The organism is Emticicia sp. GW821-FHT11C11 (assembly GCF_058808615.1).
This window is the reverse complement of record NZ_JBXARV010000003.1, coordinates 1,021,643-1,042,541: the sequence shown is the minus strand read 5'-3', so window position 1 is coordinate 1,042,541 and position 20,899 is coordinate 1,021,643. Positions and strand designations below refer to the sequence as shown.

Sequence of the window (20,899 nt, the reverse complement as noted above, 5' to 3'; positions counted from 1 at the left end):
TTACGATTGTTTTTTAATATAAATGTTTCCGTTGAACGTTTCGAACTTAAATTTTTTACCTCCGTTTCCGATTCGGATAGAAGACTTCTTGTCGAGCTTATAGACAGTTTTATCATCTTTGTGCTCAATATTTTTTACAACCTCCGGCGCTAACAGCTCGGTGTCGGGGAAATCGGTATAGAACGCCCCATTGAAACTCTTGAACTGCAGATCGGCTGAAAAAGAAGCCGGATACGTAACCCTGATATTACCATTGAGGGTGTAGTATGACGATTTCTCAGGAGGGCTCGCCAGATAATTGATCGTTACATCGCCATTAATAGTGTGCACATCTGTAGCGCCTCTGGCATTTAAAAGACTGATACCCCCGTTCACGTTATTGGCCTTAATGCTGCCGCCTACGTCTTTCACGTCGATTTCGCCATTATTAACAGTCGACACAAGCAGATTAATGGCTGCAGGTACCTTGATAGTGAAATTCAGGTTACTGCGGTACTCAATTCTGCGGTTCCAGCCGTGGTTTCTCCTTTCGTCGTGAGGTCTGGTATAATAAGGTTCGCTTATGTACACCAGTATGCTGTCGCCGGTTTCTTCAAATTCCAGCTTAAACTCTTCTTTGCCTTCGTCGACAATCTGCTGGGTTTTGCCCGAAATAGTCTTGTCAATTTCGATAAGCACTTTGGTGCCGGAGTAACTTTCGACCTTAATAAAGCCGTCTATATTACGCACTGCCAGAACGGTCTGGTTGGCAGGTTTTTTCAGCTCAAACTGTTTGCTGATATGCTCTTTGAATTCGAGCTTCTGCGCGGTAGCAGGGGCACAAGCAAGCACCACTCCTGCTAAAAGTAGGATAACCGATAGTTTCATAATTTTGTATGTTGAGGTATTTTTTTTTAAGACAAAGCCTTGATGGTCTCTTTGATTTTGGTTTTCACGATGATGTCCACATCTTCTTGTTCCAGCAATCGTTGCAGCGGCTTGATAGAGCGTTTTTCTTCCAGTTGCACCATCACATCGGCCAGAGCAGCCTGTACCAATGGGGTATCCTGTTTCAGTATTGAGTGTACCAGCCCCTCTCTTACTTTGGGGTTATCGGCCAGTTGTACAAGCGCTTCCAGTGTTACCAGACGTACGTTTACGTTGGCGTCGTTGTTAAGCGTGCTCAGCAAGGCTTCAACCACCTGATCGTCAACGGCAACAATCTCTTTGGTGTAACTTACGGCACGAAGGCGCTCGGTAGCCGAAGAGTTTTGCAGTAGCGAGAGCATTACTTTCTGGTTCATATCCTGCACCTGATCAGAAAGCACCTCAATTTGTTCTTTATAGTCAGGCGTACGGCGGTCGTTGAGCCAGTAACCACCTGCCAGTCCCACAAAAAGCACGCACAAGCTATACGATAACCTGAAAAGATTCTTCGGTGTAAACAGCGCTTCAATGTTAAACCGGAGGTTATCCCAGAACGCCGTTTTCTGCACTTTTTTCTGCTCGGCAGCTTTGAAGGTTTCGAGCATGGTATAAAACTGTATCGGCAGGTTATCACTTGGTTTAGGTACCGACACATTTCCCATAGCCACCCATAGTTCCCGGGTGGCCTGTAGTTCTTTCTGGCAATCGGGGCACTCGTTTAAGTGGATTTCAAAAGCTGCCCTTTCTGCTGCCGGCATCTGGTTATTCAGCCAGTCGAGCATCAAATCACCTGCGTTTTCACAATTCATGAGCTTTGCTTCCATTTTCAATTTTTAAATAATGTTTTTTTAATTCATTCATGGCACGGTGTACGCGCACTTTTATCGCTCCTTCGGTTGTATTCAGAATCGAGGCGATTTCTTCATACTTCAATTCCTGATACCTGCTCATAATCAGTACTTCTCTGTGTTCGGGGCTTAGTTTGTCAATAGCCCTTTGCAATGTTTCAGCCTCCTGTTTTTTCTCCAGTTCTTCATCAGCTGTTGCACCGCCGCCTATTCTTTCAGCATAGTTTTCTACATCATAATGTTGCTGCGAATGTTTGTTCTGCCTGTATGAATCATTGATCACATTACGTGCCAGATGATACATCCATGTATGAAACTCGCCTTCAGCGGTAAACGTGTGTCTGTATTTAAGCATCCGATAAAATACATTCTGCACCAGGTCTTCACTTGTTTGTTTATCACTGGTCATGTGATACAAAAACCCGTACAAAGGGCGATGATATCGCTCAAAGAGCAAACCCATCTTATCGAGGTCGCCCGCCTTTACCTGGAGCATCAGTAGGTTATCTTGTGTATTCACACGTGTAATAATGTATTATTGTTATCAAATTCGTAGTGGAAACCCCACCGTTACAGAAAGGTTACAGGAAATTTAGAAAAAAAACAGAGAATTATAGTGAGTTATTTATAAATAACTGATAGTAAGGGAATTGCGTATTGTATTTTCGGAAAAAACACTGTATTTCAGGGTAGAGCCACAATGCATTGTGGCTTATTGACGAATAAAGCTATCTAAGAATTTATATCGTTATTATAATTCTCTAAAATGTTTTTATAGAACAGACAAACCCATGAGCCGCATGCAATGCGGCTCTACGAGAAGGCGAATACATTATTCTACATAATCCATATCCTTGTGAAAGGTTTCGTCGATGTTCCAGAGGGCAATCAGGGCGATGGCCGAAGTACTAACCCCGATAATCAGGGCGGCTGTCATGATGCCCATATCAGGTTTCAGAAATTTGAAAAGCGCCAATAGCGGAATAGTAGCACCACGCACAAAATTCGGTACAGTAGTAGCCACTGTAGCACGCAGATTGGTACCGAATAATTCGGCAGCAATGGTGATGAAGAGTGTCCAGTAACCATTACAAAAACCTAAAAAGGCGCATATCATATAAAATGTATAACTGCTGCTTGCGGGCACCAGCAAATACACAAGCACAAAGCCCAGCGACATCAGAATAAACAACAGAATCACTTTTTTGCGGCTTTGCAGATACTGGCTCAGGAAACCACTGGCAATATCGCCAAATACCTGTCCGGTAAAGGTAAGCATCACGGCTTTGCCTGCATTAATCGGCTCAACAATACCGGCTGCTTTGGCAAATTCGGGCGAAAAGGTAATAAGAATACCCACTACAAACCAGATGGGCAAACCTACCAGAATCGACATCAGGTATTTGACAAAACGGGTTTTGTTATTGAAGAGCATCAGCAGATTCCCACGTTTTACATGCTTGTGTTTCACATCGGTAAATATCTTCGACTCAAAGATATTGATACGCATTACTAACAGAAGTAAACCCATACCTCCGCCAACGTAATAAGAAATGCGCCATTCGAACAATTCGGCCACAAAATAGGCACCAATGGCTCCGACCAGCCCGAGAGTAGCCACAATGGTAGTACCATAACCGCGTATTCGTTTGGGAAGAATCTCCGTTACCAGCGTTACTCCGGCGCCCAGTTCACCGGCCAGACCTATCCCGGCAATGAAACGGCAAGCAGCATACTGAGGAATAGTAGTGACCATACCATTGGCGATATTGGCCAGAGAGTAAATAATAATAGACCCGAACAATACCGACAAACGGCCTCGTTTATCACCCATTATACCCCATAGAATACCACCGATGAGCATTCCGGCCATCTGAATATTGAGTAGTGAGGCTCCTTCTTCAAATAATTGTTCGCCCTCAAAACCTAATTCCTTCAGGCTGGGAACACGCACTACGTTGAAAAGAAAGAGGTCATACATATCTACCAAATAGCCCAAAGCAGCCACCAGTACGGGCAATTGCAAGAGTTGCTTAAGCGTATTTTGTCCGTCAGTATTGGAATGTGTCATGAATAGTTTTTTTAGGGTTGAATTGGTTCGTAGTGGGTTTGGTAGTTTTACCCCACCCTAGCCCTCCCTACGTGGGTCGCCCCAACAATGGGGAGGGAACCAGAAAAGCCCCTCTTCCCAACAATGGGGAGAGGGGCTGGGGTTGTTTACACCTTATTCGGCACGGTATATGGTGCACGGTATTTACGGGTTAGCATCGCATTAGCATCTTTGTCGCCCGGGAATGTCTCCGTTTTAGGGTCAAATTTCAACGTTCTGCCCAAGCGATATGCAATATTACCCAGGTGCGCAATGCTTGCCGCCAAGTGTCCGGTTTCAATCGGACCGTTCAGCAATGCTTTGTTTCTGGCTCTTACGGCATCTACAAAGTTTTTGTAGTGGTCGCCGCCTGCATTGCGGGCAGGGCCCGGTTCACGGTTACGACCCAGATAAGTCTTGTAATCGTTATACCCGTTGATAACCATATAGCCTTTGTCGCCATAAAAAATATTGCCTACTTCTACGCCGTCTTCTTTGTTGGTCATCCAGGGGCGTACTTCAAATTCTATTATTTTTCCTTCTTTCGGATACTGATAGGTCGAAGTCAGCACTTCCGGTGTTTCTTTACAATCGTTCCAAAGGTACTTACCACCCGATGAAGTAATGACTTCCGGCAAGCCTACATCCAGTCCCCACATGGCAAGGTCGGTTTCGTGTACGCCCTGGTTGCCGATGTCGCCATTGCCGTAATCCCAGAACCAATGCCAGTTATAATGCACATAGTTTTTGCTGAATTCGCGGGCTTGTGCCGGGCCTTGCCATAGATCCCAGTCAAGACCCTGCGGAACAGCCGACGGACCCAGGTTTCCTATATCAGGGCGCCATTTATAAACCGTTCCACGTGCCATGTATACTTTACCAATCAATCCGCTTCTTAAATGCTGAATGGCTTCCTGCATGGCTACCGAACTGCGGAGCTGCACACCATGTTGCACGATGCGATTATACTTAGTGGCTGCTTCTACCAGCTTGCGACCCTCGAACAGGTTATGACAGGCCGGTTTTTCAACATACACATCTTTACCTGCCTGACACGCCCATATAGCCGCCAGCGCATGCCAGTGGTTGGGTGTGGCAATGCTTACGGCATCGATAGACTTATCTTCATACACTTTGCGTAAATCCTGCTCGGTGTGTACTTTCTTTGCATATTTTTTTTCGAAATCGGAGGCTCTTTCGCCTAGTACTACCTTGTCGACATCGCAGAGAGTAGCCACTTCTACATTATCCAACTTCATTAATCCGGCGATGTGGTCTTTCCCACGACCATTTACTCCTATTACTGCTACCCTTAGCCTGTCATTTGCTCCGAAAGCCGTCGACGGGATCAAGGTCGGAATAGACATAACAGCCAAAGACCCCGGTAAGGCCGTTTTGAGCATGTCGCGTCTCGTAAATTTTTTCATAGTATTTATGTATTAAAGGTTGAAAGATTTTAATATTTAGTGAGTTAGTGATTAATTAATGGCGAATTAGCGAATGGTGAATTAGTGAATATTTTCTCATGAACTGTAATTGAACTGATTTTATACGTTTCACCGAATAAATTCGGCGTCTATTTAAACAAAGGTTATTTACTCGCTGCGCCGACTTAAGTCGGCATACATATGAAAATATTCCTTTGTTTCATTAGTCACTGACTTTAGTCAGTGAGCCTGATTAGCATATTCTCTGAATTAAGCGCTGTGAAATCATAGAAATCGAACCATCGCCATTCGACAATCTGCAATCGACAATTCTTCATTCGCTAATTCACTAATTCTTCATTCACGATTTTTATCAAAGCCTCCCCAGCGTCATACCGCCGTCTACCATCAGCACCTGTCCGGTTGAATAAGGGAAAGCCCCTGTGGCTAATGCGGTTACTGCCTTGCCGATATCATCAGGGTATCCCCATCGTTTCTGCACACATAAGCCATTTTCAATCAGTTGGTCATACTTGGCGGTTACTCCGGCGGTCATATCGGTTTTAATGACACCTGGGCGTACTTCATACACCGGAATATTGTACTCGCCCAAGCGCACGGCAAACAATTGCGTAGCCATGCTCAGTCCGGCTTTTGATACGCAGTATTCTCCACGGTTCACCGAAGCTATTGTGGCAGAAATAGACGAAACATTGATGATGCAAAACTGAAAGTTTTCAGTGCTTGCCTTCTGCTCTATCATCCAATTGGCTACCGCCTGGGTCAGGAAATAGGTACCTTTCAGATTGGTCGATATCACGTAATCGAAACTATCTTCTGTAGCCAGCAAAATATCATTACGCTCTTTGGGCGCTACTCCGGCATTGTTCACCAGTACATGCAGGCATCCGAAATGCACCCTGATTTTTGCCAGCATGGCTTTGCGGTCGTCGGCTGAGGCAATGTCACCTTGACAATAGATTACCTCTGCTCCTGTTTTCGCTAAATCATCAAGCACTTCTTGTACCGCTGCTTCCGGACGCATGCCGTTGATAGCCAGGTTGAAGCCTGCTTTTGCCAGATGTTCGGCAATGCCTAAACCGATACCACGGCTACCACCTGTTATGAATGCTACTTTTTTCACTGCTCTTTTAATTGTTTCAATTGATCAGCAATGTCCATGCTCTTATAATAAGGGTCGAGTGGAAAACAACCAGAAATAAGTCCATTGCGCGGTGCTGTGGTACAATCGGAGAAAGTACGGCAAATCAGTTTACGCTGCAACGGGCGGTTGCTCAATACGTCATCCGGTAGCGTTGGGTACGATAACACCATGCGGCCGAGACCTACGAAGTCAGCCATGTTATTACGCAATACATATTGACCGAAATTAGGCAGCCAATCCTGCATGTATGAATATCCTGAACCTACAATTACCATCTCCGGAAATGCCTCTTTCAGCTCTTGTGTAACGGCCAGATGCCGTGCTACGCCAAGGAAAGGTTCTTCCGGTGGCTGGTAGCCGTCAGATGGCGGAAATATGGCCGGCCGTGTGAGGTGCGGGTTATAATACGGACTGCCCACTGTAATACAAATGAGCTGAATGCCCAACGACTGCGCCAATGCCAGAAAGGCTTTGGGTTCATCTAAATCTATCGTAGTACCTTGCCCTGAGCCGCCAAAGGCATAACCATAGGTTTCTCCGGCTGAATAATCAGGCTCCCCTTGTCCATCCTCCCCTTTTTTGAAAGGAACCCAGTCGAATGCACTCAGGCGGATTCCCATTTCAAGACCGGGAGCCTCGCGTTTGATGCCCTCCACTATATTGCGCAGGAAACGCGTGCGGTTTTCGAAACTGCCACCGTATTTGCCATCCCGGTCAAAAGAACTCAGGAACTCGTGCCCCAAATACCCGTGGCAATGCTTTAAATCCACAAAATGATACCCTGCTTTTTGTGCCAGCACAGCCGCTTTTATAAAATCCTCAACCAGTTCGTCAATTTCGTCGTCGGTCATGAGCGGATACTCATCGCTGATTCCGAATTTTTTATCTAATAAAGGATGATGATACAATATCTGCGATTCAAACTTTTTATGACTGTTGGGTTTACAGAATCTGCCCGAATGCGTCAATTGCAAGCCCACCAGCAGGTCGTCTGTATTACCAAACTTCTCGGCGTGCTTATCCATCACCATCTGATAGAGGTCTACGAAGTCCTGAAAGTTGGCTTCATTCATACACAACTGATTCGGGTTTGCACGGCCATCACGGCGAACAGCCACCGCCTCACAACCCCACAATAGTTTTGCACCACTTACGGCAAAGTTTTCCCAGCGGCGTTTGGTAAATTCACTGGGGCGGCCGTCTTCGGTGCCGTCCCAACCCTCCATAGGCAAGATGCAGAAGCGGTTGCCAATATACTTGCCCGACTGCAATTTTAATCCCTGTGCAAATGGTGATTCGGCCGCATCAACCAGTTCGTCATCAAAATCAAGGTCAACCTCGTTGTCTGTCAGATACTTGCGTAAATCGGCAGTGGTTTTTAACTGGGCAACCCTCGAATATTTCGGTTTACTTTTGGTACTCATTGTCGGTCGTCAATTTTAGCTGTTCAAACAGTTGTAGAAAGTATAGTAGCGGTCATTATCAATCAGCTTCTGCACATACAAGGCCACTTCTCTCATGTGATAATCGCCCCACATACTTGATTCGCCATAGGCTATTTTGCTACCCTCGGGCACGAAATCCCATCCATTGGGCTGGTGATAAATAGAATGCAGTAAAATACCCTGATGCGCATGGTTTGTGCTCAGGTAGGGTTCATCCAACAAAGTATTCAGCACCGTCAGTCCTGTCTGCCAGTATTTCTCACCTGCTTCTGTTTCTCCTTTGTCGTTCAGGTATCTGCCCAAACGCAACAAACCCTGTGCTGCAATGGCCGCTGCCGAGCTGTCGACAGGCTCATAATCATTAAACGGATTAGCCGGTTTGTTCAGGTAATCACCCAGTTTATGCAGGTTTGGTGCGCCGGTATCCCAATATGGCACTCCATCTACGGGTGTTTGTTCAATATAAAAATCGCAGGTGGCGCGGGCAGCTCTCAGCATGTAGTTTTCAATTACATGCCGACCACCGAACGGGTCAAGTTCTGCATCCTGTAAGGTGTTCAGAAATTCCAGTTCTTCGGCAAAACCGCAGATAGCCCAGGCAAGGCCGCGTGTCCATGTCGTGAAACCTGTATAACCCTGCTGTGAGTTCGGGCACCGGAAGTTGCCATCGGTAGTATTGAATACGCTCTCGTGTGCTGTGCGACCCCATATGTCGTAAGAATCCCGGCCTTCGCCATAAAATACCGAATAGTCGGCTGTGGCTTTAATATGCGCCAAGGCTCTGCCCAGCAAGCTGATTTTCATATCGCCCTCGCCCTGAAAAATATGACCCATCTTATAACTAAGCATTAAAGCACGACATGAACGGATGGTATCAACAAAGAGTGAGTGAGGCCCGTTGAACGAATGGATAAAACCTCCGTTTTTGATGGTTGTCCAGCGGCTGGCCTGTACGGCACCGGATATTTTCAGTGCTAGCTCGTAAAAGTTTTTCTCCCAGAGGTTCTGTTCTATTTTACCATCCTGCATTAATCGCAGCAGGTTACCATAGGTGCTAACATTGTTGAAGCCGTGGTCGTGCACACCTATGTGGCTGATGTGCGGCGCCATTACCTCAATGGTTTTGCGGCGACCCATTTCCAGAAAACGGGTGTCGGCCGTGGCATCAAACTGCAGAATAGCCGAACCGAACTGAAAACCCTGTGTCCATTCTGTCCAGCCACGGGTGGTGTATTTTCCGGCTGCTGTAAAAACAGGCGAGCCTTTTGAAACATCATAGTTATATTCAATTGAGGAGATTTTCTCGCCGGAAAGCTCCCAGAATTTTTTTAGTTTATTGCTTAAGTCGGTAGGTTGTAAATGGTAATCAATGCGAATCATTAGCGGTGGTTTTTATTTTTTCAGATTTTTTAAGTACGCAATGGTTTGTGGTACCTGCGTGGCTATGTTCGAGCTTTCGTCTTCTATGTAATAGTGTTCAACCCCGGCTTTGCGGGCGGCTATCAGTATGGCCGGGATGTCCAGCTGCCCTGTTCCCAACGCTACATCGTTTTCAGGCGATGTTCCGCCCGACATATTGCCTGCTACACCTTTCTTGAGGTCTTTGAGGTGCATCAGCTTGAAACGCTTACCGTATTTATTGAGCAAAGCCGCAGGGTCTTGCCCCGGAAAGAACGTCCAGAGAATATCCATTTCAAAACTCACGTATTTAGGGTCGGTTTTCTGCACAATGTAGTCAAACAAAGTGCCGTTTTCATGCGGTTGAAACTCATACCCGTGGTTATGGTAGCAGAAGGTAAGACCGTAAGTGTCTTTCAGAATTTTGCCGAAGCGATTGAAGTCTTCCACCGTTTTTTGCGCCATAGCTAGAGTAAATGGTGCCTGATGAGGAATCCATGCCACACGTACAAACTTGGCGCCGAGGGTTTTGGCGTTCTGCGCCACCTCATCTATTTTATTAGTCAGGTCGGGATACCCTACTCCGTACGACGAACATTTAATGCCACGGGCATCGAGCAACTGGCGTAACTCCTGTGCTGTTTTACCAAACAGGCTCGAAAACTCCATGTCGGTTATACCCAGCGACTTGATGGTGTCAAGCGTTGCTGCCGCATCTTTCGCCAGACTTTTGCGATAGGTGTAAGACACCATCCCCGGTTTATCCGGAAAAAGCAGTTTGCCTTTTTGCGCCGCCAGAGGGCTCAGGCTTGTAATTAGTAGTAGTAAAGGGTAGAATAGTTTCTTCATTGCTTGGTTTTGAGAACCCCACCCCGGCCCTCCCCAACCGTGGGGAGGGAGATGTGAGTAGAATGTTTAAATAGGTTTATCGACAAATTTTAATTTAAGAATCCACATCCTTCGAACCTCCAAGTCACCCAAAGAAGTTTTATACCCTTCCCACAGTTAGGACTACCTGCATAGGGAGGGTAAGGGTGAGATGTTATAACCCATTATCTTTCATCCAGCCTTTGAAGACAATCAGGTCTTTTTTCATGGCTGATGTTACTTCTTTCGGGTCGATGGTCAGGGTTTTGGCGCCGTTTTCTGCACCGCCCAGCTTGTACTCAAAGTGCATGGTAATAGGCACTGCAATGTTATATTGTTTCAATAACGACAGATACTTACTGTAATTCACCACGCCTTGTCCCAACGGACAGCCCTCTTTCACTATCTTGTCGTCTTTGGGTACTCGTCTGAAATCTTTGATGGCAATAGATTTGATATAGGGCTCAATGATTCTGAACCCGACTTCCCATGAGGTCTCGCTTTCATGGGTTGCATGGTGCACGTCGTACTGACAGCCTAAAAACGGAGAATTGATTCGTTTCAGAATCGGTTCAAAGTCCCATACGGTAGCGCCCAGAAACAGGCCCGCGTGGTTCTGATATTCACCCGAGATATTGTATTTTTTGTTCAGTTGGGCTACACCTCTCATTTTTTCTTCGAAGCCTGCCACCTGCGCCAGAATATCCTTTTTCATATCGAACTGATACCAGCCCATGCGATAGTGCTTAATACCCAGTGCCGAAGCCGTGCGTAGCACATGCTCGGTGAGCGGGGTAGCTTCCAGAATATTGGTTACTATCATGGGTACACTGATACCGGCTTTTTTGGCGGCTTCTACCACTTTGGGCAGGTCTTCTTCCACGCGCTCGGGAGTCACGTGTCCGTCCGGCCGAACGGTTAAATCAATACCATCGAAACCTATGGTTGCCACGGTTTCGGCTAATTTGTTGTAGTCGGGTATCCAGTGGAGTGTCTTCGAAAATACACTGATTTTCTGCTCCTGTACTGGTTTTGCAAAAACAATATTACTTTTTGCAAAAATACTACCAGTTATGGCTGTGCCTATAAAATGTCGTCTGTCCATGCTTAAAATTAGTAAAATAATTCTGATAGAAGTACAATTCAGAGGCTGAAAAATTATAAGAAAATTTTGATTTGAAGAATTTCAAGTAGAGCCGCATTGCAATGCGGCTTTCGACGAATTGGGTTATCAACGAATATATTTGCGAATCTATTTCATATAAAATGTTTTTTGAGCGAATAGACCAACGAAGACGCATTGCAATGCGGCTCTACGAAAAAACCGGGGTAGAAACGATATTATTTAAACAAAAATAACTCTCTGGCTATAGAATAGCAGAGAGTTATTCAGAAAGGATTCAGCCTATCTACTGGCTGAATCTAAAAATTAAAATAATGATTGACAGAAACCACCAACATTATCCAGAATACCAAGCGTATGAAACTTTTTAGTATTATTGAGTGAGTTAGTGATTTAGTGAATGAGTGATTGTTTTTAAATTTTAACTATCCATAATCTTAACTGAAAGAATATTTCATTGAGATATTAAAGACAGTTCTAATGAAATTGAATAAATGCAAAGTAGAAAACTATTGCAATCACTCATTCACTCAATCACTAACTCACTCAATAAACTTTACGGCTGTGCTGTTACTTCCAACAATTCTTTGTCGTGGTGATAGCTGATGGTGCTGGTGTTGTTGAACATCATAGTGGCGCCTTTATCTACCGTGTATGGCTCCCATTTCGGTAGTCCAGTGGCATTGGGATTGCCTGTTTTGGCAAAGTTTATCCAAGCCTGACTCATTTTGGCGGCCAATGCGTGGGCTTCTTTGCCTCCGCCGGTCATCTCTTCGCAACGGGCAATATTATTGAACACAAACGGTAGTTCCATGCAGTGCAGGGCTTTGTATTTGCCGTCAAGCACGGGTGACTGCCAGGTGAACAGGTACATATACACTGGAGCACCACCTGACGCAGCTTTTGCCTTTGCCTGAACTACTGCACCCGGACGGAACATCAGATCCACATCCATGAGGTCAGAAGGTCTGGTATCGGCAGGATACGCCTTTTTCACGGCTGCCGTGTAGGCATCTGCCTTGGTATTGTAACGCTGTTTGATGAAGCCGTTCACCTTGTCAGCATCTGCATTAGACATACCGCTGAACAACGAAGCCATGAACTCGTTCTTTACGGTACCAATCAACAAAGGAATATTTTTCGATAATTCTACCGCAGCAGGGTCAGTAAACTGATTGGGCAGAAACTCGCCGTCACGGCTTGGGCCCCAGCTTAATCCAAATCCACCGGGACTACGGCCTTCGGCTTTCAATTTATCTGCTACCACTTTCAACGCTTTGTTTCCGGCATCTACCAGCGCGGCATACGGTACGCTCTGTAGCTTGTCTGCTTCGTTGGGTTGCAGATTGAGTGCTTTCAGCACTTCGGCGCCAATCAGTTGTGTGTCGGCTTTTTCTAATAGAGTAGTGCGGAAAGCGCCACTTTGATTAACGGCTTTGTGGAATAATCCTTTGGCAGATGGAGCGGCCATCAAAGTATTTACTTTGGCTCCTCCACCCGATTGTCCGAAAATGGTTACGTTGTTTGCATCACCACCGAAGTTAGCAATGTTGGTTTTCACCCACTCCAATGCAGCCACCATATCAATGATACTCAGGTTGGCTGATTGCTTGTATTTATCACCATAGGCAGATAAATCAAGGTAACCCAAGATATTCAAACGGTGGTTGATAGACACCACTACCACATCGCCTTTTTTGGCCAGGTTTTCGCCGTCATAAGAGGGTAACTCCTGCGATGAACCTGCGGTGAAGCCACCCCCGTGAATCCAGAATAGTACAGGGCGTTTTTTGCCGTCGTTGATACCTGGCGTCCAAACATTTATACGCATGCAGTCTTCGCTGGTAAAACCCCAGTCGTGATGAAACACAAACTCGCTTTCATCCTGCACAGTCGTGGTTGGTACCATTAATGGCGCTACAGGGCCGTAGGTTAAAGAACTACGCACACCCGACCACGCTTTAGGTTTATGGGGTGCTTCGAAACGCTTCGCTTCGGCGTACGGAATACCCTTATAAGTATATACACCATTGTGCACATAACCGCGCACTTTTCCGGCATCGGTGCTGGTAACAGCCACGTTTTCGCCGGTTTGTAATTGCGCCGAAGCGCCTGCTACCAGGCAAACTGCCACTAGCGATAGGAAGATTTTTTTCATATGTAAAAAAAGGATTGTCTGAACTTTGATTGAGCTGATTTTATGATTTAACTGATGCTTAAACGAATGAAACAAATCTTGGTTGCGGTTGTTAACTATTAAAACAAGCACCTTTGTTATTCCAATCCCTCAATTTTTTCAGAGAAGTAAAATTCCGAATCAACGCAATCATAAAATCAGTTCAATCAAAGTTCAAGAAGGTTAATTCGTTATTTATTGTTACCATAAGCCTTATCCAAAAACAGGTAGCGGGCGTCGTCTTTGGCTTTTTCGGCCTTCGATTCCGTGTTCAGAATCATCACCGGAGGGGTGCTGTCACCTGCCTTAGCCGAGGGCCAGTCAGGTAATTTAGCACCATTGGGGTTTCCGGTTTTAATAAAATTGGCAAAATAGTTCATCATAGTTTCTGATACTTTGTGGTCGTCGGCTGTCCATGCATACTCTTTAATGAGGTGCAGGTTACCCATGCAATACTCAATTTCGCAGGCATGTGGTGCACCAACAGCCTCAGGCATTTTAGGTGTATTACCCTCCTTTTTCACAGTTCCACCGGCCAGACCCGATGCCAGCGACTGATCAACCAGAGCGGGGCGCAATTTGCTGTAGAGATATCTGTAAACAGGCTGCGAACTGTTGTTGCGGTGCAGGTCGAACCATTTCCAGGTACTGTAGGCAATGAAACGGTCGGACGCCAACGCCGTGGCCGACAATTCTATTTCTTTCTCTGATCCATGCGGATACAGTTTCAGTACTTCTTCGTAATCGTTCGGATATTCCTTTTTCACACGGGCCATGTAGGCCTCATCTTTATACGGCTGGCCAAACATAAAAGCAGCACCGGGGATTTCTGCTGAGTTCCAACCCAATAGAAGCGGCACTTGCGCCTGCTCTTTGGCATTGAAAATTTGTGTGATGGTTTTCGGATAGAAGTATCCGTCGATAACCGTCGGGAAGCCGAAGCGCTTCGAATCGTTATAGATTTCGTAGATGTCGCGTGCGCTTAAAGCTCTTAGTTGGGCCAATGTGGTATAGCCTGCATTTTTGGCAAAATCGGCACCTGTTTTTTCGGCCTCAGCCAATGGCACGGGGGCAAGCGTCGGGTTGATACCGGCACCGCTTTCACCGATGGCTCCGGCAATCAGGTTTCTGGCCAAAGGCGATGCCATTTGAGCACTTACTGAAATAGATCCTGCCGACTCACCGGCTATAGTTACTTTCTTTGGGTCGCCACCAAAAGCGGCAATATTTTTCTGCACCCATTTCAAAGAAGCGGCCTGGTCGAGCAGACCATAATTGCCCGAAGCCTTGTAAGGAGCCTCTGCACTTAACTCCGGATGCGCGAAGAAACCGAAAATATTCAGCCTGTAATTGACCGTTACCACTACAATACCTTTTTTAGCCATGGCTTCTCCATCGTAACGGGGTTCTGAGGCATCGCCTGCCACGAAACCACCACCATAGAAATAAACCAGTACGGGCAGGTCTTTTGTATTGCGTTTGGCGGGAGTCCACACGTTCAGATACAGACAGTCTTCGCTCACGCCATTGGAGCGGGAGTTCATATCGCCGAAAACAACCGTTTGCATGGGTCGTGCCGAAAATTGTTTGGTTTCTTTTACACCTTTCCAGTTATCGACGGGCTGCGGGGCTTTCCAGCGTAGATTACCAACCGGGGGTTTGGCAAATGGGATTCCGAAATAGGTCTGAATACCCGATTTGGTATCGTAGTTTCCCTCTATTATACCGTTGGCAATGGTGGTTTGCACCGCAAAGGCATTATTGCCCTGTGCCTGAACAGCTCCATTCGACAACAGCAACATACCTAGAAAATAGCATATTTTTCTCATTTTTTTTAATAAAATTTATTTATTGTCTCAATATGTGACAATAATAATTGGTTTTTAGAAATTATCATACTTATTTCTAAAAAAATTATATTTGCATTTGATTTAAATACCTAAACCCTTGGAAGAAAGAAAATTTTTAACGCACATTGCGTATGACTCCGTCATATTCGGTTTTTCCGGTGACAAACTTAAAATTCTGATTATGAAATATCATAACACAGGCTTTTTTGCTCTGCCGGGTGGCTTTGTACGTATGGACGAAGACCTGAATGTGGCAGTACGACGGGGATTGAAAGAAAGAACCGGACTCGACAATATTTATCTGGAGCAGTTTTATACTTTTGGCGATGTGGCCCGTTACAAGCCGGAAGTAATGAAGATTATTCTTGAAGCCAACGGACACAACGTGCCGGAGAACCACTGGATGCTCGACAGATTCATTTCGGTAGCCTACTACGCACTTATTGATTATGAAAAAGTTGTGCCTACGCCTGATGCTCTGTCGGACTCATGCGAGTGGTATGCGCTTGACCAACTGCCTCCGCTGATGCAGGATCACCTCCAGATAGTTGAAAAAGCCCTGCAAACCCTGCGCGATAACCTGGAACGCAAACTGGTGAGTGTGAATCTGCTGCCACCCCTGTTCACTATGAACGAGCTACAGAAGGTATACGAAGCGATATTGGACGAAAAATTACGCCGGACGACTTTCCAACGCAAAATACTGAGCCTGAATATCCTGCAACGTCACGACAAGCAATATTCCGGCAAGGCCCATAAAGCACCTTATTTGTATAGTTTTAAGGTGGCGGAGGGCTAGGAGGTTGGGATTATTGATTGAATAATTAATGATGATAGGGAAGTTATTGAATAGATTAGCATGTGACGTTTAATCTTTCATTAGTGGTAAAAATATCTATTTATTCAAGATTTTAGTTCGGCTAGTCGGTGGATATATATATATCCACCTATGATTGAATATTATTTCTCACAAAATATAGCCTTTTAATACTATATATATATAATATAACATAAAAAGGCTATAATATTAAATTATGCACCATAAAGGCTATAATTGCAAAATATTAAATTTATAATTAATATTGTAGAAACTTAATTTTATGGGACTGAAAGCAGTTATTACAGGAGATTTTATAAACTCAACTTCAATAGAAATTATAGAGAGAGAAAAACTTTTAAAAAAATTCAATAAATTCCTACAAGAACTAGATAATACATATTATGCCAAAAGTGAGATTTTCCGTGGAGATAGTTTTCAATGTTTTATTCTCACTCCGCATAATGCCTTAAAACTAGCATTACTTCAAAAAACATTTATCAGGAGTTTTGACAAAACAAAAAACTATGATGCAAGAATCGCTATTGGGATTGGTACAGTAGACTTAATTTCTGAAAACCTATCTATATCTAACGGGAAGGCCTTTGAATTATCGGGACGAATGCTGGATAATATGAAAAAAAATAAACAATCATTAGCCATCGGCACCAGCGATATTTACAATGACGAATTAGAAACAGAAATTATTTTACTAGATACCATTATTTCGAGGGCAACTTCGTTACAATGTGAAGTAATTCACTGCAAGCTGTCTGGTATGACTGAAGTTCAAATTGCTGAAAAATTAGGAATTAGTCAGCCAACTGTCAATAAACATAGCAATAGTGGTAACTGGCATGCAATTGATATAATGGTAAAAAGATTTGAAAGAATTTATGCCGATGAAAAATGACCTAATCCTTTTTTCTGCAGAACAAGGGAACTTGCTGCTACGATTATTGCTAGCTCACATCATCAGTGATTTTGTATTGCAAACCAACCGCATGGTAAAGGAGAAAAGCTGGTTTTCATGGGCTATGGTAAGTCATATAGCTGTTGTATTTATTATAACTTTTGCGCTGAGCGGATTATGGAAAGTCACTCTCTTCATAACACTGATACATTGGATAACAGACGGTTTGAAGATTAAATTGAAAGAAAAATATCCCTCGAAAGATTATCCATTGTTTATTATTGACCAGTTGATTCATCTCATCACTATTGCAGGTGTCTGGTTCTGGTATTTGGGCTTAGGTGATAAGATTTTTAAAACCATCAGTCTTCCGTTTACTAATTATAAATTAAGCTTAATTCTGCTTGGCTACATCTGGCTCATTTATCCAGCAGGATACCTAATCAGGTTTATTATAGCCAATATCCCGAAAACCAGTACTAACGACAATAATGTTACTTCACAGGCAGATATTGAACATGGCGGAAAACTAATCGGTCAATTTGAAAGAATCATTATTCTCACACTTGTGCTACTGAATCAATATGAAGCTATAGGCTTTCTGATAACAGGCAAAAGCATTATCAGATTTGCCGACCACAACAGCCATTTAAGAAGCGAATACGTATTGGTAGGTACAATGCTGAGTTATGCACTGGCTATTCTTACAGGAGCAACGATTAATTTTCTACTTTTAATATAACATATGAACCAATCAAGTTTCAAGTGTATATAAGTCATGGATAATCTCCTTTGTTGTCAACTGGTGTGTCATCCGCTTTTTGAAAAGAATGCTGTAAAACCGTTTTAAAATGGTAGGCAAAATGACTGAGAAGATTTTGCTGATACAAATGTAATTCCAGAACTATCCATTAATTTATATGGAAGAATCCACTCTCCAGAAAGGTTGAAGCATTTGCTTAACAATATCTACTCTCATCAATTCATTGTTAAACTCTTTGATTAGTTTGTTATCTTTATTCAGGACTCTTATTCTATTAGAATAAGTTAAAAATTTCGTTTCTTCTTTTCGTTTATAATCTTTAAAAATTACTGCTTCATTTTGACGTATTATCTCATAAACTAATTTTTTACTTCTATTATTAGAAAAGATATAGTATTTAACTAATTGTCCATCCTTAAATTCTATAAATTCCTCTTTATTACCATTAGCATCCAAGCTTAACCAATTAATTAATAATCCGTTTTTATAATTAACCAGATGCTGTGATTTACTCCTTTCTTTTAATATATAAATCCATTTCCCTTCTTCTTTTCCGTACAGCAATTTCCCCTTTACTGTCATAATTTTATCATTAAAATAATAATCTTCTACACTCTTTTTTGAGAACGACAAAATCAAATTCAAATAAGCCACCTCCTTCTGCTTATAAACAACTTTACCACTATGTCCACACATTGACCCGTAGTATCCCACTAAAGTTTGATTAGCCAGTATAAGCCATTTCTCCGAAACTTTAATGTCCAGTCCACAATCTCCATCAATTTGGCTTGTGTATAATTCAACCTTTTTATTAGCCGTTTTGCCTTTAAATAGTTTTTCAATGCTGAATACTGCATAAGTTTTTCCTGCCTTAGTTATCTTGGTTGTGCAAGTACCTACAAAAATCAAGTCGCTTTTTTGATAATCAAGTAAATTTATAGCAGACTTGTCAATACAAGAACAAGCATGAGCGATTCCTAATTTAAAGAACCAAACGAAAACTGCTAAGAAATACCTATTCATAAATTTACTGATAATCTAATTTTTCCAAATGTAATAAAGATTACAAATACTATTTGCATTTACTGGCTATGGCCTCAGTGTCTCTTTGCAAGCCCGTATTAGGACGCCCAGTTGGGAGATTCTGCGGATATAAAAGCAAAAATCCCATATTTCATTTCAATGTACTGAAGTGCTCTATTTAATAAAATCCTTCTTCACTATGTAAAAACATTGCACTGTGAAACCTCGTCTTCCGAAGCATAAAAAACCCAATCTCTGGATTCCTCTTTGTATTAGCTATACCTTAACAATTATAATTAAATAGTCGTCTTCTGTTAGTTCAATGTATACTTTATATCCGAAATTTTCAGTGTGTCCAGTTAAGCTGAAACACTGTTTTCTCCAATCAGAGATGTTGTCATATTCAAAACCAACTTCCTTAAAATGATTAATAAGAGGCTTATACGAGTGGTACATACCTTCTTTTTTTATGGCTATTTTTCCTTTTGTGCTCCAGATACCACCATAAAAATAAAAGAACAGAGATAGTAATAAAGGTTACATAAATGTAAGTATTGGGACAAAAAAAACGGGCAGTCACGCAGGCACTTCCGATGCTCAAACACAAAATAGACCACACCGCCCATTATGGGTGTTTGCGTCTATCTTTGTGTCAGTAAAGTTTCGGAAGTTTTGCGTAACAAGATAAGACTATTAACTAATATGTAAGACCCGCTTTATTTATGCATGCGTTTTGATTTAAAAATTAAAGCTACAATGTATGTAAAAATAAAATTCTATCCTTGATGATTGGAATATCTAAATGTATTGAATTAACAACAGAATAAAATCATTAGGCTTTCGTATTGATTCCTGCCGGTGCCTTCGGCTTCGCTCAGGCACCGGAGTGATACTTAGTGAATAATACTAAACAGGCGTTTCCAACGGACTTTATTGAAGAAAGTACCGTTTCTATCGAACGACATCCAGACAAATACAGCCTTGCCTACAATATGGTCTTCGGGTACAAAGCCCCAGAAACGAGAGTCGTCAGAACTATGGCGGTTATCGCCCATCATGAAATAATAATTCTGCTTAAAGGTGTATGAAGTAATCGGCTTACCATCAAGTAGTATCTTTCCGTTTTCGTAACGGGCATCATCGTTGCCATCGAAAGTGGTAATAATTCCTTTATAGAAGGCCATATTCTTTTCGTCGAGTTGAATCGTTACACCCTTTTTAGGCACGGCAAATGCCTCCATGTTATCCTGATTGTTAGGAAACAAGCGGGTATTATACGGAAAAGTAATCAAATTACGGTTGGTGGTATCTCCTTTAGCCAGTATAATCTGGCGAGTGTTTTTCACGAAATCAAGCGCTTGTAAATCTTTGATGGCCTGTCCGGTGGCTTTTACCAGATACAGCGTTTTATCATCCGTACTAAAGGCCTGCGCAAATTCGCTGATACCGTATTTTCTGAAAACCTTGTCGTTTACCGCGCCGTCGGTTTCCAGTTCATATTCCCCTTGTACTGTTGACGGGTTCTGAAAAGGTTTTCCGTTTATAGTTATCTGTCCGGCGTTTAATGCCACTACGTCGCCAGGTATACCGATACAACGCTTGATATAATTGGTTCGCAGATCGACAGGGTATTTATCATACCCGCCAAATTCATCGGGGCGCTCGGGGCAGCCGGGATAATTGAACACAACTACATCACCATTTTTTATGTGTGTAAAGCCTGGCAGACGGAATTGCGGAATCTGAATCCAGTCGAGAAACGAAGGGATTTCTGTACCCCAGATTTTCTGGTGGGTAAGTGGTATTTGAAGAATGGTTTTGGGGGTACGGGTACCGTAATGGAATTTGCTCACGAAAATAAAATCGTCTGTCAGCAGGCTTGCTTCCATAGAGCCACTGGGGATGGTATAAGGCTCAAACATCAGCCAGCGAATCAGGGTGGCGGCCACTACGGCAAAAAGGATGGAGTCAAACCATTCGCGCAAAGGCGACTTCTTTTTAGGTGTTTTAAGGGCAGGTTGAGGCGCTTCGGCGGTAGTAGTTTTTTTGGTCATTCGCTTTTAAATAAGATTGCGCACATTAGACCAGA

The 20,899-nt window shown here is 43.4% G+C and carries 17 protein-coding genes; 3 read left to right on the top strand and 14 right to left on the bottom strand.

The window, feature by feature from the left end; genetic code table 11:
• From AC1RRY_RS19705 to AC1RRY_RS19650, 12 genes are all read right to left on the bottom strand, one after another.
• Entirely contained in the window at nucleotides 1-867 is an 867-nt protein-coding gene (locus AC1RRY_RS19705; RefSeq protein ID WP_492821382.1) for a DUF4097 family beta strand repeat-containing protein, read from the bottom strand.
• A 26-nt stretch (nucleotides 868-893) separates the two neighbouring features.
• Entirely contained in the window at nucleotides 894-1,730 is an 837-nt protein-coding gene (locus AC1RRY_RS19700) for a zf-HC2 domain-containing protein (protein ID WP_492821384.1), read from the bottom strand.
• Nucleotides 1,705-2,250, bottom strand: coding sequence for an RNA polymerase sigma factor (locus AC1RRY_RS19695; RefSeq protein WP_492823118.1), 546 nt, complete (start codon nucleotides 2,248-2,250; stop codon nucleotides 1,705-1,707). Before AC1RRY_RS19695 ends, AC1RRY_RS19700 begins: the two co-directional genes overlap by 26 nt.
• Nucleotides 2,251-2,586: 336 nt before the next feature.
• On the bottom strand, nucleotides 2,587-3,825 hold the full coding sequence (locus tag AC1RRY_RS19690) for an MFS transporter (protein ID WP_492821386.1): 1,239 nt from the start codon (nucleotides 3,823-3,825) through the stop codon (nucleotides 2,587-2,589).
• A 146-nt stretch (nucleotides 3,826-3,971) separates the two neighbouring features.
• Nucleotides 3,972-5,270: a Gfo/Idh/MocA family protein gene (locus tag AC1RRY_RS19685; RefSeq protein WP_492821388.1), complete on the bottom strand. Its 1,299-nt coding sequence runs from the start codon at nucleotides 5,268-5,270 to the stop codon at nucleotides 3,972-3,974.
• A gap of 373 nt (nucleotides 5,271-5,643) precedes the next feature.
• A complete protein-coding gene (locus tag AC1RRY_RS19680) occupies nucleotides 5,644-6,414 on the bottom strand; it encodes a 3-ketoacyl-ACP reductase (RefSeq protein ID WP_492821390.1) in 771 nt (256 codons plus the stop codon).
• On the bottom strand, nucleotides 6,411-7,859 hold the full coding sequence (locus tag AC1RRY_RS19675) for an oxidoreductase (protein WP_492821392.1): 1,449 nt from the start codon (nucleotides 7,857-7,859) through the stop codon (nucleotides 6,411-6,413). The genes AC1RRY_RS19680 and AC1RRY_RS19675 overlap by 4 nt, the downstream gene beginning before the upstream one ends.
• 15 nt (nucleotides 7,860-7,874) lie before the next feature.
• Complete coding sequence (locus AC1RRY_RS19670; RefSeq protein ID WP_492821394.1) at nucleotides 7,875-9,260, bottom strand: glycosyl hydrolase; 1,386 nt, start codon at nucleotides 9,258-9,260, stop codon at nucleotides 7,875-7,877.
• Between the two features lie 12 nt (nucleotides 9,261-9,272).
• Complete coding sequence (locus tag AC1RRY_RS19665) at nucleotides 9,273-10,127, bottom strand: sugar phosphate isomerase/epimerase family protein (protein ID WP_492821396.1); 855 nt, start codon at nucleotides 10,125-10,127, stop codon at nucleotides 9,273-9,275.
• A gap of 193 nt (nucleotides 10,128-10,320) precedes the next feature.
• Nucleotides 10,321-11,250 carry a sugar phosphate isomerase/epimerase family protein gene (locus tag AC1RRY_RS19660; RefSeq protein ID WP_492821398.1) on the bottom strand — a complete coding sequence of 310 codons (930 nt, stop codon included), beginning with the start codon at nucleotides 11,248-11,250 and terminating at the stop codon, nucleotides 10,321-10,323.
• Between the two features lie 574 nt (nucleotides 11,251-11,824).
• Complete coding sequence (locus AC1RRY_RS19655; RefSeq protein ID WP_492821400.1) at nucleotides 11,825-13,426, bottom strand: carboxylesterase/lipase family protein; 1,602 nt, start codon at nucleotides 13,424-13,426, stop codon at nucleotides 11,825-11,827.
• A 209-nt stretch (nucleotides 13,427-13,635) separates the two neighbouring features.
• Complete coding sequence (locus tag AC1RRY_RS19650; protein ID WP_492821402.1) at nucleotides 13,636-15,273, bottom strand: carboxylesterase/lipase family protein; 1,638 nt, start codon at nucleotides 15,271-15,273, stop codon at nucleotides 13,636-13,638.
• Between the two features lie 106 nt (nucleotides 15,274-15,379).
• Between AC1RRY_RS19650 and AC1RRY_RS19645 the strand changes: the two genes are divergently transcribed.
• From AC1RRY_RS19645 to AC1RRY_RS19635, 3 genes are all read left to right on the top strand, one after another.
• Nucleotides 15,380-16,093 (top strand): NUDIX hydrolase, encoded by a 714-nt coding sequence (locus tag AC1RRY_RS19645; RefSeq protein WP_492892929.1) that lies wholly within the window; start codon nucleotides 15,380-15,382, stop codon nucleotides 16,091-16,093.
• 301 nt (nucleotides 16,094-16,394) lie between these two features.
• A complete protein-coding gene (locus AC1RRY_RS19640; RefSeq protein ID WP_492821406.1) occupies nucleotides 16,395-17,024 on the top strand; it encodes a hypothetical protein in 630 nt (209 codons plus the stop codon).
• Entirely contained in the window at nucleotides 17,014-17,766 is a 753-nt protein-coding gene (locus tag AC1RRY_RS19635; protein WP_492821408.1) for a DUF3307 domain-containing protein, read from the top strand. The genes AC1RRY_RS19640 and AC1RRY_RS19635 overlap by 11 nt, the downstream gene beginning before the upstream one ends.
• Before the next feature lie 174 nt (nucleotides 17,767-17,940).
• Here AC1RRY_RS19635 and AC1RRY_RS19630 read toward each other — a convergent pair whose 3' ends face one another.
• Both AC1RRY_RS19630 and lepB read right to left on the bottom strand, forming a co-directional pair.
• Nucleotides 17,941-18,810: a hypothetical protein gene (locus tag AC1RRY_RS19630; RefSeq protein ID WP_492821410.1), complete on the bottom strand. Its 870-nt coding sequence runs from the start codon at nucleotides 18,808-18,810 to the stop codon at nucleotides 17,941-17,943.
• 893 nt (nucleotides 18,811-19,703) lie between these two features.
• Nucleotides 19,704-20,864 (bottom strand): signal peptidase I, encoded by a 1,161-nt coding sequence (lepB, locus tag AC1RRY_RS19625; RefSeq protein WP_492821412.1) that lies wholly within the window; start codon nucleotides 20,862-20,864, stop codon nucleotides 19,704-19,706.
• Nucleotides 20,865-20,899 lie beyond the last annotated feature (35 nt).

Coding starts and splice junctions, on each gene's coding strand:
- AC1RRY_RS19705 (WP_492821382.1), bottom strand. CDS start 867: ATGAAACTATCGGTTATCCTACTTTTAGCAGGAGTGGTGCTTGCTTGT.
- AC1RRY_RS19700 (WP_492821384.1), bottom strand. CDS start 1,730: ATGGAAGCAAAGCTCATGAATTGTGAAAACGCAGGTGATTTGATGCTC.
- AC1RRY_RS19695 (WP_492823118.1), bottom strand. CDS start 2,250: ATGCTCCAGGTAAAGGCGGGCGACCTCGATAAGATGGGTTTGCTCTTT.
- AC1RRY_RS19690 (WP_492821386.1), bottom strand. CDS start 3,825: ATGACACATTCCAATACTGACGGACAAAATACGCTTAAGCAACTCTTG.
- AC1RRY_RS19685 (WP_492821388.1), bottom strand. CDS start 5,270: ATGAAAAAATTTACGAGACGCGACATGCTCAAAACGGCCTTACCGGGG.
- AC1RRY_RS19675 (WP_492821392.1), bottom strand. CDS start 7,859: ATGAGTACCAAAAGTAAACCGAAATATTCGAGGGTTGCCCAGTTAAAA.
- AC1RRY_RS19670 (WP_492821394.1), bottom strand. CDS start 9,260: ATGATTCGCATTGATTACCATTTACAACCTACCGACTTAAGCAATAAA.
- AC1RRY_RS19665 (WP_492821396.1), bottom strand. CDS start 10,127: ATGAAGAAACTATTCTACCCTTTACTACTACTAATTACAAGCCTGAGC.
- AC1RRY_RS19660 (WP_492821398.1), bottom strand. CDS start 11,250: ATGGACAGACGACATTTTATAGGCACAGCCATAACTGGTAGTATTTTT.
- AC1RRY_RS19655 (WP_492821400.1), bottom strand. CDS start 13,426: ATGAAAAAAATCTTCCTATCGCTAGTGGCAGTTTGCCTGGTAGCAGGC.
- AC1RRY_RS19650 (WP_492821402.1), bottom strand. CDS start 15,273: ATGAGAAAAATATGCTATTTTCTAGGTATGTTGCTGTTGTCGAATGGA.
- AC1RRY_RS19640 (WP_492821406.1), top strand. CDS start 16,395: ATGGGACTGAAAGCAGTTATTACAGGAGATTTTATAAACTCAACTTCA.
- AC1RRY_RS19635 (WP_492821408.1), top strand. CDS start 17,014: ATGAAAAATGACCTAATCCTTTTTTCTGCAGAACAAGGGAACTTGCTG.
- AC1RRY_RS19630 (WP_492821410.1), bottom strand. CDS start 18,810: ATGAATAGGTATTTCTTAGCAGTTTTCGTTTGGTTCTTTAAATTAGGA.
- lepB (WP_492821412.1), bottom strand. CDS start 20,864: ATGACCAAAAAAACTACTACCGCCGAAGCGCCTCAACCTGCCCTTAAA.